Source organism: Pelorhabdus sp. sgz311002 (assembly GCF_056134285.1).
On the sequence record NZ_JBWBCL010000009.1, the window covers coordinates 42,235 to 57,235 of the forward strand.

Here is a 15,001-nt window from a genome sequence, read left to right on the forward strand (position 1 = left end):
AGTATGAGAAGAAAAATGACAGCCATTGCGTTAATGCTGATTGTTACCGTGCTATTGGCAGCTTGCGGCAGTGAGAAAGAAGCTGCTAGTAAAGCCGGTGATTTTGTTCTAAAAGTCGGCTATAGCGGCAGTTTATGCGAAGCGCCTGTGCACATTGCGCTTGAAAAGGGTTTCTTTGAGCAAGAAGGATTAAAAGTTGATTTAATTAAATTAGCGCCAGGTACAGCCTTTGAAGCTGTTACAGCAGGGCAGGTTGATGCGGGGTTTGGTTTGCTTGCCAGTTTAATTCAACCGCTTTCTAATGGGCTGCCCATTAAAATTACTTCGGGGCTGCATACAGGCTGCGATAAAGTTTTAACAGCAAGTGATTCTGGAATCAAGACCCTGACTGATTTGAAAGGGAAGAAAATTGGTGTTCCCAGCATGAATAGCAGTCCGATTATTTTTGCTAAACGTGCTCTTGCTGATGCGGGGGTGAGTGTGAATGAGAAGAATATGGAAGTAGAATTTGTTGTATTTAGTGCAACTGATCTGCCACTTGCTTTAAAAAAAGGAGCGGTTGATGCTGTTGCTATGAATGATCCCACTGCGGCTGTGGCGCAAAAAGAGTATGGTTTAACTACGTTAGTTGATTCAGCAGTGACAGAACCTTATAGTCATCAATATTGCTGCACAGCCTATGTTCGTGATAATATTGCCAAAGATTCGCCTGAAATTGCGGCAAAATATACACGGGCTATGCAAAAAGCAAGTGAATGGATCCAAACGCATCAAGATGAAGTTGCCAAGATTCAAGTGGAGAAAAAATGGGTTCCCGGCGATCCTGTGTTCAATGCAGGGGTATTAAAAACCTATAATTATATTCCTTCCGCCAAAGGCGCTTATGATGCTTTTAGCATTACGGCAAAACAATTACAACAGGTTGGTATGCTCGATCAAGCAGTTGATGTTGATGCACTGCAGAAAAATAGTTTCTTTTTATTCAAAGAGCAAGATGGAGTGAAATGAATAGCAAAAAATTGATTGACTTTAAAAATAGACTGTGCTATATTCTGTTAAAAGGATACTTACAAGTGCATTCTTTATATCATTTTGATTAATAAAGCTGATCAGTCAAGAACTGAAGGCTAAGGCAATTTATTTGCTTTAGCCTTTTTATTTTTTATCAAATTTTTGCAGTAAAAAGCTGACTAGATAACTAGAGGCTGAGCATGTTACTATGCTCAGCCTTGTTTTTTTTTAGAAGGAGGGATTTCCAATGACACCGCGCGAGCGAATTCTCCAGGTAATTGGTAAAGGCGGAAAAGTTGAAACAAATCAAGTAGCCGTTGCACTTCTATCAGGCGGCACTTGGGCATTTCGCCAGAAAGGTCTTACTTTACAAGATGTATTAGATCATCCGCAAGGCGCTGGGCAAATTTTAGTGGATATTAATAAGGAAGTGCAGTCAGATATTATTTGGCCGGGATCAGGTTATCATAATGTACTTGCGGGAATTTATGGCGGAGAAATAAAGTTTCGAATACAAGGCAATATTGATGTCGTTAAGCCAGCTTTTGAGAATTTGAGCGATCTCGATCAGCTTGATAGTCAGAAGCTTCACAGCCATGATTGGATTCAGATACTTCGCAACTTGATCCAAGACGTACATAAAGAGATAGGACAGAGTCATTTGGTCGGTACATCCAGTTGGGGACCGTTTACGCTTGCTGGGCAGTTTTACGGTGTAGAGAAGCTATTAAGCGGGCTTTATAAAGATAAAGCAGGCATCCATGCGCTACTTGAAGTGATTACAGAAGTTTGCTATCAATATTTAGCACCGGCGATTAAAAGCGGCGCCGCTATCTTGTCATTGGCAGAACCAACTGCTTCGGGCGATCTGATCTCATTACGGCACTTTGAAGAATTTGTTGCTCCCTATCTAGCAAAGCTAGCAAGTCGCCTAAAAGACGATGGGGCTCTCATTACTCTTCATATTTGCGGCAATATTCAAGATCGCATTAAGTTAGCGCCAGACCTTAAGGTGGATTTACTTTCAGTTGATTATAAAGTGGATTTGATAAAAGCAGCGCATGACCTAGCCGGGAAAACGGCTCTTGCCGGTAATCTAAATCCTGTACTCTTAAAAGACAGCACTCCTGCTGAAATTGTAAAAGAGACACGTCTTATTTTGGAAACTGCCGGCAGCTATGAAAAATTTGTATTGATGCCTGGCTGTGATGTGCCGCCAGCTGCTTTATTAGAAAATGTAAAAGCCTTTATGCAGGCTGGGCTAAACTGGGAAAAATTATAAGACACAATAAGGTGAGAAGGGGAATAGGCTATGAATGTCGTTGTGATCGGAGCAGATCGTTTAGGAAATATCGAAAAAAATTTAGGCAGCTATGGTGCTACACAAATCGAACATGTCAGTGGGCGAGCTGCTTTTGATCGAAAAGTAGCGATTTCCCGTAAAGCATCTCTTGTTGTTGTATTAACAGATTATGTAAATCATATGACGGCCAAGCGAGTTAAGGAAGCGGCAAAAGCACAAGGGGTGCCGACTGTTTTTGCAAAGCGGTCCTGGTCTTGGCTAGAACCAGCATTGATTAAGTCCGGTTTTGAAAGGAGTAAATAAATTTTATGAGCGATTTAGCACAAAAGAATCCACCCATTCGGGAAAGTCGTCTGCAGGCTTGTATTGTAAGCGGCCGTACCTTAGGCGAAACGAGAGGAAAGCCTTGTCTTGCCAATGAAGAAAGAACGTTTTCTCAGAACTCCATTTGTCTGTTGTTGCCGGCAATGGGGATTATGAGCACGATACCAAACAGTGTTGTGCTGATGCATGGTGCTGTCGGCTGCGGATCTTCCGCTCATTGCAGTAATGCTGGTGTCCGCGGCGGCAATAGCGCCCGCTGGGGAACAGCCAAAGACTGTACGTGGCTTTCGACGGCCTTGTCAGAAACGGAAGTGATCGGCGGCGGTGAAGAAAAATTGATTGAAGCAATTCAAACAATTGATAAAACGCTTCAGCCAGCTCTGATTTTTGTGGTGAGCGGCTGTGTTCCTGGAATTATCGGCGATGATATTGACATGGTCGTACAGCAATTGCAACCCGATATACAGGCAAAATTGCTGCCTGTTCATTGTGAAGGTTTTAAGACGAAAATTTGGGCCACCGCTTATGATGCGATTTATCATGCGATTGGTCGGGTTTTATTACAGGATACGCCGGAAAATTTAGCCATTGCTAGGCCAGAGCAGCCTACAGTAAATTTAATGAATGTAGGGTCGATGGGACGAGTCGATGAGGTGGAATTGGAACGACTTCTTCAGGCGCTTGGTCTTAATAGTAATATTTTCCCTGTTTTTTCAAAACCGGAAAATTTTTATCGACTGACCCATGCACAATTATCTGTCAGCACTTGTCCGACTCATGATGACTATTTATTGCAATACCTCAAAGAAAAGTATCAAATTCCTTATCTGTTGCAGCATATGCCGATTGGCATTAAAAATACAGGCCTATGGCTTATGAGCATTGCAGAGCATTTTGCTTTGGGTAAAGAAGTAAAAGAGCTGATTGCCAAAGAAGAAGCGGCGCTCCAAGCGGCTCTGGAGCCAATGAAAGAGCTGTTTGCCGGTAAAAAAGTTCTTGTCAGCGCGGGTGAATTTCGGGCGCTATCGACGGCGATCTTATTGGCTGAACTGGGTTTTGAAGTCGTAGCCATACGATCTTATCATCATGATGAATTTGCGCTATCAGAATATGAAAAGCTTATCGAAACTGTTTCAGAGAATATTCCGCTTAATATCGCCAATTGTCAGCCCTTTGAAGAAGCAAATTTAATAAAACGTCTTAAACCTGATATTTTTCTTGGTCATATGAATGCCAATAGTACGGCAGCAAAACTTGGGGTCGCAACGAATGTAATTTATAATACGGGCTTACAATTTCTTGGCTATCAAGGCGCTTTTCAACTAGCAAGGCGGCTTTATCGCCAATTAAGCAATCCACGGTTTAATCAAAATCTAAGTCAGTGGGTAAAGTCGCCTTACCAACAGGAATGGTATGACCAATCTCCCTTTACCTATATTAAACAGGCAGGAGGAGAAGGGTAATGAGATCTTTTATTGAAAAACCACGTTTTACTTGCGCTTTGGGAGGGGCCATTGCGGCAGTGAATGCGATTCCGCGGGCGATACCAATTATTCATGGCCCGCCAGGTTGTGCAGGAAATTTGACTTGGACGGAGGCTGGAGGCTGCGGTTTGCAAGTTGGCGGCTATTGCGGCGGCTTGAGTATGCCGGGATCCAATATTCAAGAGCGCGAAGTCATCTTTGGCGGCAGTGAGCGTTTGACGGAACAAATTGAAAATACCTTGTCCATTATGGATGGTGATTTATATTTTGTGCTAACAAGTTGTGTTGCTGAAATTATTGGTGATGATTTGTCAGCGGCGATCCGCCCCTTTTCTAAGCGAAAGAAACCGTTGATTTACGCCGAAACCGGCGGATTTAAGGGGAATTCCTATTTAGGCTATGAACTGGTAGTAGAAGCTTTACTCGAACAATTTGCCACCCGCGGCGGTAAAAAACGGAAGGGTCATGTGAACCTTTGGGGAATTGCGCCTTACTTTGATGTGTTTTGGCGAGGAAATTTAGCTGGACTTCGTGATTTGCTTACAAGCCTTGGCCTTACAGTAAATACCTTTTTTACGCTGGAAGACAGTATTAAATCTATTAAGCAAGCCGGGCAGGCAGAACTCAACATTGTTGTTTCTGATGTCTTAGGAGAAAAAGCAGCAGCTTTAGCAGAGTCGCTTCATGGCACGCCGTCACTCTTCACATCTTTCCCGATTGGCCCTTCGGCGACGAGCGAGTTTCTAAGTAAAATCGGCATAGCTTTAGGTATGGAAAATAAAGCAGAAAAATTCATTCGCCATAAGACGGAACAGTATTATCAATTGCTCGAACCCTTGACAGATTGTTTTAACGATATGGATTTACAGCGCTATGCAGCTATTATTGGCGATGCGAATTATGCAATTGGAATCACTCAGTTTTTGGCAGATGACCTTGGCTGGCTACCGGAGTTTGTAGCAGTGACAGATGTGCTTACAGTAGAGCAACAGCAAAAAATTCGAGTCAAATTACAAAGCTTACAATCAGGCTTGCTGCCTGAAGTGGTATTTTCCGGTGATACATCAATCATTCGTAAATGGGGGAATGAGCATTGGCAGAAGGCAACACAGAACAGCGGCTCCTATGTAAATGGGCCAAATCCCGCTGTGGTGATTGGCAGTTCCTTTGACCGTGAATTTGCCAAGGACTTAAAAGCGCCTCATTTAAGCGTAACTTTTCCTGTAGCGAATCGCGCGGTCATTGATCGTGGGTATACAGGGTATCAGGGCGGTCTGCACTTAATTGAGGATGTAATCAGTAGTGTAATTACTGGCAGATAAGAAATAAAAGCAATAAAAAGCGAATGCAGCTGGTCAGGGACAACTGAAGGCGGCCATAAGAGGAGGAATCGATTATGTCCGAAGACGTGTTATTACAACAATTATCTGACGCCGTTTTAGAGATGGAAGAAGAAGCGGCAGTACGAATTGCCAAAGAAATTATCGCTCAAGGAATTGACGCTTATCGCGCGATTGAACAAGGTTTAGCTGACGGTATGGAACGAGCGGGCCAGCTTTTTGAAGCGGAAGAATATTTTATTCCTGAACTGCTCATGTGCTCTGATGCTATGTATGCAGGGCTGACCATCTTGCGTCCTCATTTAAAAGCCGTAGAAAATAGTGAGAAAATAAAGATCATTGTAGGGGTAGTTGAAGGAGATACGCATGATATTGGCAAGAATATTGTGAAGATTATGCTAGAAACTTCCGGCTATGATGTGATTGATTTGGGACGTGATGTGCCGCCGGCTGATTTTGTTAAGCGGGCGCGCGAAGACGGTGCGAGTATTATTGCCGCAGCGACTTTGATGACGACAACACTGAATGGAATGGAAGAGATTTTACGGCTGCTTCAAGCCGAAAATATTCGAAGTGACTATAAGGTGATGGTTGGCGGCGGACCTGTATCGCAGGGATTTGCTGATCGGATTGGCGCCGATGCTTATGCAGTGAATGCGACAGATGCCGTTCGGAAAGCAAACTATCTGACTGGTAGGGGATAAAAGGAGCAAAACTATGGCAAAAATTACAATTCTTGCATCTGATTCTGTATACGAAGTTGAGGCGCCCCTTGGCAGTAGTATTATTGACGTTGCTGGCCAGGTTGGTGTTGTGATTGAAACGCCTTGCAACGGCAGTGGCACTTGCGGTAAATGCGAAATTCAAATTGTAGAGGCAAAAACAAAAGAAGTTAGGGTTGTGCAGGCTTGTCATACGGACATTACAGGTGATATGACTGTGAGAGTTCCCCGGCGGCGTGACACAGAGAATGTACAAATTTTGGAATCGGGGCAGGAAGTCGCTGGAGCGCTAGAGGGTGATATTTATAAGCGTTATGAGGTGCAGCAAGATATTACCCATGTTTTTTTAGGGGACCGTTATATTGGGTTTGAATCGGGCAATACCGAGAATATCCAATATGGTGTAGTCGTTGATATTGGCACGACAACACTTGTCGCCGCTTTAGTTGATGTAACGACAGGTAAAGAGGTTGCCGTTACATCGGCGCTGAATCCGCAAAGCCAATACGCTCAGGATGTTTTGTCTCGCATTCACTACGCTTCTTCTGCAAGCGGGTTGGACACCTTGCATAATGCCCTTATCAGCAAACTGAACGAGATGATTGAGACTTTGACGAAGCAGGCAAAGGTATTAACCGATCATATTTATGAAGTGGTTTTTAGCGGTAATACGTGCATGCTGCATTTAGCGGTTCATATGAATCCGGCTTCACTTGGTAAATATCCCTATACATCACAAATTACGGGACATAATTATATTAAAGCGCGTCCATTAGGACTTGCCGTATCGAGCTTGGGGGAAGTTTATGTGCCGCCAGTGATATCGTCTTATGTGGGAGCAGATATTACCGCCGGAATCGCTGCGGCAGGGCTTGACTTTCCGGCTGAGATAACCTTATTTATTGATATTGGAACAAATGGTGAAATGATTCTAGCGGGCCCTGATAAAATTGCAGCTACTTCTACAGCGGCCGGACCGGCTTTTGAAGGGATGAATATAGCTTGCGGCATGCGGGCGGCTCCTGGCGCTATCGAGTCGTTTCAAATTACCGAAGCGGGTATTAAGCAGCAAACTATTGGGGGTTTTTCGCCAATTGGCATTTGTGGCAGTGGTCTGATTGACATTGTTGGTGAGTTAGTACGCGTTGGCGTTATTTTGCCAAATGGGAAATTTGCTGACGAAGGACTGAGTGAGCAAATTTCCAAGCATTTGGTGGAGCGAGCGGGAAAAAAAGTTTTTGATCTAGGGCGAGGCGTTTATGTAACGCAAAAAGATATTCGCCAAGTGCAGCTTGCCAAAGGGGCGATTCGCTCAGGCATTGAAGCATTACTGCAAAATCAAAAGATTGGTTATGGTGATGTGGCAGAGGTTCAAATAGCTGGTTCTTTCGGCTATCATTTGCGTCCGGAGAGTTTAGTTTCATTAGGGTTATTGCCGCCGGAATTTGTTGATAAAATTGTCTTCTTGGGAAATACAGCCAAAACGGGCGGGCAGGCATTCTTGACCAATATACCAGTTCGTAAGCGGATAGCAGAACTCGTAGAAAAAATAGATGTTGTTGAATTATCAACTGTAGCAGGGTTTGATAAATTATTCGTTCAATCTTTGCATTTCTAATTGCTTACTTTTTTGAACAATGAGAAAGAAGGTGGTGAAATGGCTATTCTTTCACCGAAGGAGCGATTAATTCGCGTGCTTTCCAAACAAGCGGTAGATCGTCCGCCGGTTATTTGTCCTGGCGGTATGATGAATGCAGCTATTGTGGAAGTGATGAATAAAACAGGTCATACCTTACCGGCGGCTCACAGTAGCGAACAGCTAATGGCAGAATTAGCACTGGATGTAAATCAGTACACCGGCTTTGAAAATATCGGGATTCCATTTTGTATGACTGTCGAAGCGGAAGTACTTGGATCAGATATTGATTATGGTACGCTCGCCTGTGAGCCGAAAATCCTTCGTGAAAATTATACTTCTGTGAAAGACATGGTATTTAAAGATCAAGGAGAACTTTTGCGATCTGGTCGGATTAACACCATTGTGCAAGCAGGTCATCGTTTGGCGAAAAATCATCCTGATATTCCGGTTATTGGGAATGTTACTGGACCAGTTAGTACGGCAGCTTCTATTATTGATCCGTTGCAATTTTTAAAGGAACTGCGGAAAACTCCAAGTGAGGTTCATCGGGTATTAGACTATGTCACGAAGCATCTGGGCGAGTATGCTCGTCTGTTAATTGATAATGGAATCTCTGTCATTTCTATTGCCGATCCGACAGCTACTGGGGAAATTCTGGGACCTAAAATGTTTAAAGAGTATGCTATTCCTTACCTAAATCAGCTTTTAGAAGTAATTCATGGCGCTGGCGGCAAAGCTATCGTTCATATTTGCGGTGAAATGAAATCAGTTCGCCATTTAATTCCAGAGCTTCAGGGGGATGCGATTAGTACCGATGCCTTGGTGAATCTGCGCCAATTAAAAGCAGATTATCCGGAACTTACAGTCATGGGAAATCTGAGTACATATCTTTTGGAATTTGGCAGCGGCGAGCAAGTGATTGCCCAAACAGAGCGACTACTTACCGATAAAATTGATATTATTTCACCAGCTTGTGGTCTCAGCACTTCAACAGCTCTAGAAAAGCTTCAGTTCATGACAGGCGTAGTCAAAATTCAATAGAAGTAACAACGGGCTATTGACCTTACTGAAAAATCATTGGGAATTGTTAACAGAATAAAGAAACTAATGCTGACCAGAGACCTGGAGGCCAAGACCAATTTTTAGTTGGAGCTTGGCCTTTATTGGTTTTTAGGTATTAGTTAGGCAATTTAAATTTAAACAAAGGAGGTGTCATTTATGGGGCAAATAAGATATTTAGAAACACCGGCTATTTTGGTTATGGATCTTATTATTTCTTTTTTGGATAATGTGCAGTATGGCTATTTAAGTTTAACAATACAAGATGGCGTTGTAGTCAGTGTAGAAAGTGTAGAAAAATTTGTAATTAGTGTGAAGAATCGTAATGCTAGGTATGTAAAAGTTGAAAAGAGTGCGCGAAAACATCCGCTGCAAGATGTTCTGCTTTCTGAGCTTAAAGGAATTCGCTATGGACAGTTTGTGATTCGTGTGGAAAAAGGGCAGGTGGAAAAACTAGAAAAAGCGGAAAAATGGCGTATGGATGAATTAGGTTGGATCAATGGCGATGGAATTTGATAGATTGGATTTTGGGAGGCGGGGCAATGGACATCAATAGCAGAGATAAGTCAGCAACTCTTTTTGTGATGGATGTAATTGATTATTTTTTGCAAACTGTACAGATGGGGGATTTAATTTTTACGGTACAGGATGGGTTTGTTGTGGGTGTGGAAAAAAAAGAAAAATTTATCATTACAGCGAAAGAGCGTGACGCGAGATACTCTGTGCAGCATAACCAAAAGCAAAATCCTCCGTTTAAAAGTAAAATTTTGGCTGAATTAGAGCGAATTAAATATGGTCAGCTGGTTGTACGGGTAGAAAAAGGGCAAGTTGGTAAAATTGAAAAAACTGAAAAATGGCGGACTGAGGAATTGAAGGGGATAAACGGTGATGGGATTTAAGGATAAAATATGATATAATAAAAATTTAGCTTGATTTTTATGGATGGGTCGAATATAATAAAACAAATTACAAATTTATGGCTGGTTGGATAATAAACCAAAGGCCAGAAAAACTTTCTGTTTCAGAAATGTTTTTCTGGCCTTTATTTATTTTATAAGTATCTAAAATAGAGTTAAACATCAGCGGGAGGGTTAAACATGAGTAAAAAGATTAAGCAAATTGCAATTTATGGTAAAGGCGGCATTGGTAAGTCAACAACTACTTCCAATATAAGCGCAGCTTTATCTAAGGCCGGGTACAAAGTAATGCAGTTTGGCTGCGACCCTAAAGCCGATTCAACGAACACACTGCGCGGCGGCACCTACATTCCAACGGTTCTTGATACACTGCGCGAAAAAAATCAGGTTAAACCGGAAGATGTTATTTTTAAAGGCTTCAATGGCGTATATTGCGTAGAAGCTGGCGGTCCGGCGCCTGGCGTTGGCTGCGCTGGTCGCGGAATTATTACGGCGGTACAGCTTTTAAAACAGCTCAATGTTTACGAAGAACTGGATTTGGATGTAATTATTTACGACGTTCTTGGTGACGTAGTGTGCGGCGGATTTGCTGTACCAATTCGCGAAGGAATTGCAGAACATGTCTTCACGGTTTCCAGCGCGGATTTCATGGCTGTTTATGCAGCAAATAACTTGTTTAAAGGAATCAAGAAATATTCAAATTCCGGCGGAGCACTATTGGGAGGTTTGATTGCTAATTCGATTAATGCCCCTTATGCCAGAGAAATTATCGATGATTTTGTAGCGAAAACAAAAACACAAGTCGTAGAATATGTGCCGCGCTCAGTTACGGTGACGCAAGCAGAACTACAAGGAAAAACATCTGTAGAGGCATCGCCAGATTCGGCACAAGCAAAAATTTATGCGAAATTAGCGCAAAAAGTTGTAGATACGACCGAATCCAAAGTACCTTCACCACTTGAAATTTCTGAACTTCGTGAATGGGCGGCTAAATGGGCCGATCATTTACTAGCCATTGAAACAGGTGAAGTTCGTACTAAGGCAGCCGGAATTTAATACATAGTCGTTTATTTGAATTATATAGCAGTAAACAGCTGATCAGAGGTAGAGACTGAAGGCTATAAAAACAATTTGTTTTTATAGCCTTCTTTTATATAGGAAGGAGCGGTTCAATATGAGTTGCATATATTCAGATCGTAAAAATCAGGAGCTTTTGGAGAAAACAGAGAAACATCCTTGCTACTCAGCCGAGGCGCATCACAAATACGCCAGAATGCATTTGCCGGTGGCGCCGCGCTGCAATATTCAATGCAACTATTGCAATCGCAAATTTGATTGTGTCAATGAAAGTCGGCCTGGTGTCACCAGTGAAGTGCTTACGCCAGAACTGGCCAGAGAAAAATTCATCTGGGTAAAAGATGAAATTAAAGACTTAACAGTGATTGGCATAGCCGGTCCAGGCGATGCCTTGGCAGAATGGGATTTGACCAAGAAAACAATTGAAGAGATTAAACGAGTTGATTCGAGCGTGATCTTTTGCTTATCGACCAATGGACTGCTTTTGCCGGAATACGCAGCAGAGATTATTGAACTAGGGATTCAGCATGTTACTGTTACTGTCAATACGCTTGATCCTGAAATCGGCGCCAAGATTTATAAACACGTTTTATTTAAAGGCGTCAAATATGTTGGTACAGCAGCGGCTGAACTTTTACTGAAAAATCAATTGGCAGGCATTCGGTATTTAACAGACCATGGCATTCTTGTGAAGATTAATATGGTTATGATTAAAGGAATTAATGATCACCATATTCCGAGCGTTGTCAAGAAAATGAAAGAGCTTGGTGTTTTTGTAACCAATATTATGCCGCTGATTCCCGCTTCGGGCAGCGCTTTTGAGAATTTTCCTCAAACAAGCATGAAAGAGATTAATGAACTGCGTAATCTTTGTCAGCTTGATGTTCAGCAGATGCGCCATTGTCAGCAGTGCCGGGCTGATGCCATTGGACGTTTAGGGGAAGATCGTTCGCAGGAGTTTAGAATGGGGAAACGCAATCAAGCAAAAATCCCCGCCGCCAATCTTAGCAAGAAACAGTATAAAATTGCTGTTACCAGTAAATATGGTAAATTAGTAGATTTGCATTTTGGTCATGCAACGGAATTTACTATTTATCAGACCGATGGTGAAAGTGTAACTCTGCTCGAAAATCGGCAGGTCGAAAAATATTGCCATGGCATGGAAGAATGCGATAGCGAGGAGGTGCGACGGGACCATATTATTGATGCACTTAAAGATTGTGATGCGGTGCTTACCATGCGGATTGGTTATCATGCAAAAGAAAAGTTTAAGAAACGGGGAATAACCATTCTTGAATTTTGCGATACCGTAGAAAGCGGTCTGCACTTTGTCGTGAATCAATTGCTTGCGGCAAATCCACAAGAGAAAAAGGAGGAATTGTTGGATGCACGAGTATCTTCATAATTTTAAAGAGAGACTGATTGATTTTTCAGGAATTCTTGCTTTTTTACTGTTATGGGAGATTGCACCGCGTATTGGCTTAGTAGAAGCGCAATTCATACCGCCTTTATCGGAAATTATTACAGCGATTGTTAAACTTACTACGCAGGAAAATCTACTACTCCATATGGCGGCAAGTTTACAGCGGACGTTTATCGGCATATTTCTTGCTGTGTCCCTAGCCGTGCCGACTGGCTTTCTTTTAGGTGGTGTCTTTCCCACTTTATCTGATTATCTACGACCACTTACGCGGCTCTTGGGGCAAATTAATGCCTTTTCACTGTTCCCCATTTTTATTCTCTTTTTTGGGATTGGCGAAGTAGCCAAGGTCAGCATTATCTTCTGGTCAAGTTTATGGCCTGTGCTGTTTACCACGATTGCAGGCGTACAACAAATTGATCCTCTCTATATCAAAAGTGCCCGTTCTATGGGCGCAAGTCGCTATACTATTTTCAGTCAGGTGGTTTTACCGGGAGCAGCGCCAGCTATCTTTACAGGAGTTCGCAGCGGCGCTAGTCATGCTTTTTTAATGCTGATTGCCGCTGAAATGATTGGCGCTAAGGCGGGACTTGGCTGGATTGTTTTAAATTCAGCTGTGATGAGTATGATGCCGCGCCTCTTTGCCGCCACTATTATTATTGCGATTTTAGGTGTGGCGATTAATTATGGGATTCATTGGCTGGAAGAAAATCTACTAGAATGGAAGCAAAATGTAAATTCATAGGGAGTTACGATCTTGGAAAAAGAAAGGAGTGAGTCCATGATGGAGGTAACTGCAAAAAAGGTGGTAGAAAGAGGACCTCGCTTTATTTTAAATTCTCAAATTAGAGAGCAGGGAAAAAAAGTCTTTTCCAGTACCATATCCATTGTCCTTTTTGTTGTACTATGGGAAATTGCGCCAAGGTTAGGCTGGGTACAGGAAACATTCATTGCACCGCCTTCGGTTGTAGTGGCAACGATTTGGGAGCTCCTTAGTAGTGGTGTTTTATTTGAACATATTGAAGTCAGTTTATTTCGAGCCATTGGCGGTTTCCTTTTAGCAGCGGTTATCGCGATTCCGTTAGGTTTTTTTCTCGGCGGCGGCTATCGTTTCTTTTCGCGCGTTGCTACTCCTTTAGTAAGGCTGCTGGGAGAATTAAATCCTTTTGCGCTCTTTCCTGTTTTTATTTTATTATTCGGTATCGGTGAATTTTCTAAAGTGGCCATGATTTTTTGGGTTTGCTTATGGCCGATTTTGCTTAATACGATTACTGGCGTAAAAGAAGTTGACCCGCTTTTGATTAAATCAGCTCGGTCAATGGGGGTGCGCGGCAGCAATTTATTTTTTAAAGTGATTTTGCCGGCTGCTTCACCAAGTATTTTTCACGGCCTAAAAATGAGTTCCGGTGTAGCGTTTTTTATGTTGATTGCTGCCGAAATGATTGGCGCTAGCAGCGGGCTTGGCTGGTTAGTATGGAATGCACAGACAAACTATCAGATTCCTAAACTGTTTGCCGTTACGTGCACAATTTCGATACTAGGTCTTACCTTGAATTATTTATTTGGTAATTTGGAGCGGCGCTTGCTTTCCTGGAAAGATGAGACATCTACTTATTAAATAGCATGCAAGTTGCCGGGATACTCAGGAAAAAACGAAAGAAAGGGCGGAATGAATTCTTATGAGTGATAGGAAAACAATTAAAAAAGTGATTTCTGGTGTTGTTGGTCTAGCAATTGTTGGCGCCATTGCCTACGGGGCTAATCTAAGTAATGCGCCTGCTAGCGGCGAGAAAAGCAATGACGGTTTGTATCCCATTAAAACATGGTCGAAAACAGATTGTTCGTCAACGCCCTGGGTAGTAGCTGATCAAAAAGGCTTTTTTGCGGAAGAGGGATTAAAGATTGTCTATACGGGAGATACGCAGCCAGCGCAACAAATTCCTTCCGTCATTAACGGCAATAATGATGTCGGCAATGCTCATCCTAATACGATTGCTGTGGCAGTTGCTGGCGGAGCAAAAATCAAAGGCGTTGTGGCAGGCGGTATTGATCCGACACCAGACCAAGATCCGAAACTGCGGCATATGACTTGGTATGTAAATCCCAATAGCGGCATTCATTCCTTTGAAGACTTAAATAAACAAACCGGCAAAGTGAAGTTTTCAACGATTACCAATAATATCTGCGCTGATTTCTTAGCAAATAATATTGCCGATCACAAAGGGGTGCCCAGAAATAAGATTGAGTGGGTTTCCATGCCTGACGTGCAGGCAGTTCAGGCCTTAAAGCAAGGACTTGTAAGTGTAGCAGGCGTGCATCCTCCTTACTATAAATCAATGGAAGATGCTGGAGCGATTCCTATTGCCGATAGCTTAGATGCTCAGGTAGGCCCAGAAGGCGCCGTAACTTATTATTATTTTAATGAAGATTTTATTGCCCAGCATCCTGATATTGTTAAGAAATTTTCTCGTGCCATCGTAAAAGCGCAGAAATGGTCCAATGAACATCAGGAAGAATCTCGGCAATTAACGGAAAACTGGATTCACGTGCCTGTATCAGCGACTCACTATTATTTTACAAGTACAGAATTGATAGACTCCTTCATCAATCCTTGGATTAATGATTTAGAAAATTCGGGAGTGATTCCTAAGGGGAAGGTGAAATCAGCAGATTTACTGTCTCATCTGTAATTCATGAAAGGGGGA

The 15,001-nt window shown here is 42.5% G+C and carries 15 protein-coding genes; all 15 read left to right on the forward strand.

Annotated elements, in window-relative coordinates; genetic code table 11:
* Window positions 1–3: 3 nt before the first annotated feature.
* The 15 genes from AC0NJP_RS13365 to AC0NJP_RS13435 all read left to right on the forward strand — a co-directional run bounded on the left by AC0NJP_RS13365 (window position 4) and on the right by AC0NJP_RS13435 (window position 14,986).
* Window positions 4–1,008: an ABC transporter substrate-binding protein gene (locus AC0NJP_RS13365; RefSeq protein ID WP_474700111.1), complete on the forward strand. Its 1,005-nt coding sequence runs from the start codon at window positions 4–6 to the stop codon at window positions 1,006–1,008.
* Between the two features lie 250 nt (window positions 1,009–1,258).
* Window positions 1,259–2,293 (forward strand): uroporphyrinogen decarboxylase family protein, encoded by a 1,035-nt coding sequence (locus tag AC0NJP_RS13370; RefSeq protein ID WP_474700112.1) that lies wholly within the window; start codon window positions 1,259–1,261, stop codon window positions 2,291–2,293.
* A 30-nt stretch (window positions 2,294–2,323) separates the two neighbouring features.
* Entirely contained in the window at window positions 2,324–2,617 is a 294-nt protein-coding gene (locus AC0NJP_RS13375) for a DUF2325 domain-containing protein (protein WP_474700113.1), read from the forward strand.
* A gap of 5 nt (window positions 2,618–2,622) precedes the next feature.
* On the forward strand, window positions 2,623–4,101 hold the full coding sequence (locus AC0NJP_RS13380; RefSeq protein WP_474700114.1) for a nitrogenase component 1: 1,479 nt from the start codon (window positions 2,623–2,625) through the stop codon (window positions 4,099–4,101).
* The gene (locus AC0NJP_RS13385) at window positions 4,101–5,444 is read left to right on the forward strand and encodes a nitrogenase component 1 (protein WP_474700115.1); all 1,344 of its coding nucleotides are present in this window, start codon (window positions 4,101–4,103) and stop codon (window positions 5,442–5,444) included. Before AC0NJP_RS13380 ends, AC0NJP_RS13385 begins: the two co-directional genes overlap by 1 nt.
* Before the next feature lie 74 nt (window positions 5,445–5,518).
* Window positions 5,519–6,166 (forward strand): corrinoid protein, encoded by a 648-nt coding sequence (locus AC0NJP_RS13390; protein ID WP_474040162.1) that lies wholly within the window; start codon window positions 5,519–5,521, stop codon window positions 6,164–6,166.
* A 13-nt stretch (window positions 6,167–6,179) separates the two neighbouring features.
* On the forward strand, window positions 6,180–7,802 hold the full coding sequence (locus AC0NJP_RS13395) for an ASKHA domain-containing protein (RefSeq protein ID WP_474700116.1): 1,623 nt from the start codon (window positions 6,180–6,182) through the stop codon (window positions 7,800–7,802).
* 39 nt (window positions 7,803–7,841) lie between these two features.
* On the forward strand, window positions 7,842–8,864 hold the full coding sequence (locus AC0NJP_RS13400) for a uroporphyrinogen decarboxylase family protein (RefSeq protein WP_474700117.1): 1,023 nt from the start codon (window positions 7,842–7,844) through the stop codon (window positions 8,862–8,864).
* 177 nt (window positions 8,865–9,041) lie between these two features.
* Window positions 9,042–9,398, forward strand: a complete 357-nt coding sequence (locus AC0NJP_RS13405; RefSeq protein WP_474040159.1) for a DUF2292 domain-containing protein — start codon at window positions 9,042–9,044, stop codon at window positions 9,396–9,398.
* A gap of 26 nt (window positions 9,399–9,424) precedes the next feature.
* A complete protein-coding gene (locus AC0NJP_RS13410; protein ID WP_474040158.1) occupies window positions 9,425–9,781 on the forward strand; it encodes a DUF2292 domain-containing protein in 357 nt (118 codons plus the stop codon).
* 198 nt (window positions 9,782–9,979) lie between these two features.
* The gene (gene nifH, locus AC0NJP_RS13415) at window positions 9,980–10,855 is read left to right on the forward strand and encodes a nitrogenase iron protein (protein WP_474700118.1); all 876 of its coding nucleotides are present in this window, start codon (window positions 9,980–9,982) and stop codon (window positions 10,853–10,855) included.
* A 118-nt stretch (window positions 10,856–10,973) separates the two neighbouring features.
* Window positions 10,974–12,281: a nitrogenase cofactor biosynthesis protein NifB gene (gene nifB, locus AC0NJP_RS13420; protein ID WP_474700119.1), complete on the forward strand. Its 1,308-nt coding sequence runs from the start codon at window positions 10,974–10,976 to the stop codon at window positions 12,279–12,281.
* Complete coding sequence (locus tag AC0NJP_RS13425) at window positions 12,262–13,041, forward strand: ABC transporter permease (protein WP_474040155.1); 780 nt, start codon at window positions 12,262–12,264, stop codon at window positions 13,039–13,041. The genes nifB and AC0NJP_RS13425 overlap by 20 nt, the downstream gene beginning before the upstream one ends.
* Before the next feature lie 36 nt (window positions 13,042–13,077).
* On the forward strand, window positions 13,078–13,914 hold the full coding sequence (locus tag AC0NJP_RS13430; protein WP_474700120.1) for an ABC transporter permease: 837 nt from the start codon (window positions 13,078–13,080) through the stop codon (window positions 13,912–13,914).
* Window positions 13,915–13,975: 61 nt separating this feature from the next.
* Complete coding sequence (locus AC0NJP_RS13435) at window positions 13,976–14,986, forward strand: ABC transporter substrate-binding protein (RefSeq protein ID WP_474040153.1); 1,011 nt, start codon at window positions 13,976–13,978, stop codon at window positions 14,984–14,986.
* The last annotated feature ends 15 nt before the right edge of the window (window positions 14,987–15,001 follow it).

Bases quoted from the DNA above. Each gene is read 5' to 3' on its own strand.
- AC0NJP_RS13385 (WP_474700115.1), top strand. From the start codon at position 4,101: ATGAGATCTTTTATTGAAAAACCACGTTTTACTTGCGCTTTGGGAGGG.
- AC0NJP_RS13405 (WP_474040159.1), top strand. From the start codon at position 9,042: ATGGGGCAAATAAGATATTTAGAAACACCGGCTATTTTGGTTATGGAT.
- AC0NJP_RS13410 (WP_474040158.1), top strand. From the start codon at position 9,425: ATGGACATCAATAGCAGAGATAAGTCAGCAACTCTTTTTGTGATGGAT.
- AC0NJP_RS13430 (WP_474700120.1), top strand. From the start codon at position 13,078: ATGATGGAGGTAACTGCAAAAAAGGTGGTAGAAAGAGGACCTCGCTTT.
- AC0NJP_RS13380 (WP_474700114.1), top strand. From the start codon at position 2,623: ATGAGCGATTTAGCACAAAAGAATCCACCCATTCGGGAAAGTCGTCTG.
- AC0NJP_RS13400 (WP_474700117.1), top strand. From the start codon at position 7,842: ATGGCTATTCTTTCACCGAAGGAGCGATTAATTCGCGTGCTTTCCAAA.
- AC0NJP_RS13390 (WP_474040162.1), top strand. From the start codon at position 5,519: ATGTCCGAAGACGTGTTATTACAACAATTATCTGACGCCGTTTTAGAG.
- AC0NJP_RS13425 (WP_474040155.1), top strand. From the start codon at position 12,262: ATGCACGAGTATCTTCATAATTTTAAAGAGAGACTGATTGATTTTTCA.
- AC0NJP_RS13365 (WP_474700111.1), top strand. From the start codon at position 4: ATGAGAAGAAAAATGACAGCCATTGCGTTAATGCTGATTGTTACCGTG.
- AC0NJP_RS13370 (WP_474700112.1), top strand. From the start codon at position 1,259: ATGACACCGCGCGAGCGAATTCTCCAGGTAATTGGTAAAGGCGGAAAA.
- AC0NJP_RS13375 (WP_474700113.1), top strand. From the start codon at position 2,324: ATGAATGTCGTTGTGATCGGAGCAGATCGTTTAGGAAATATCGAAAAA.
- nifB (WP_474700119.1), top strand. From the start codon at position 10,974: ATGAGTTGCATATATTCAGATCGTAAAAATCAGGAGCTTTTGGAGAAA.
- nifH (WP_474700118.1), top strand. From the start codon at position 9,980: ATGAGTAAAAAGATTAAGCAAATTGCAATTTATGGTAAAGGCGGCATT.
- AC0NJP_RS13395 (WP_474700116.1), top strand. From the start codon at position 6,180: ATGGCAAAAATTACAATTCTTGCATCTGATTCTGTATACGAAGTTGAG.
- AC0NJP_RS13435 (WP_474040153.1), top strand. From the start codon at position 13,976: ATGAGTGATAGGAAAACAATTAAAAAAGTGATTTCTGGTGTTGTTGGT.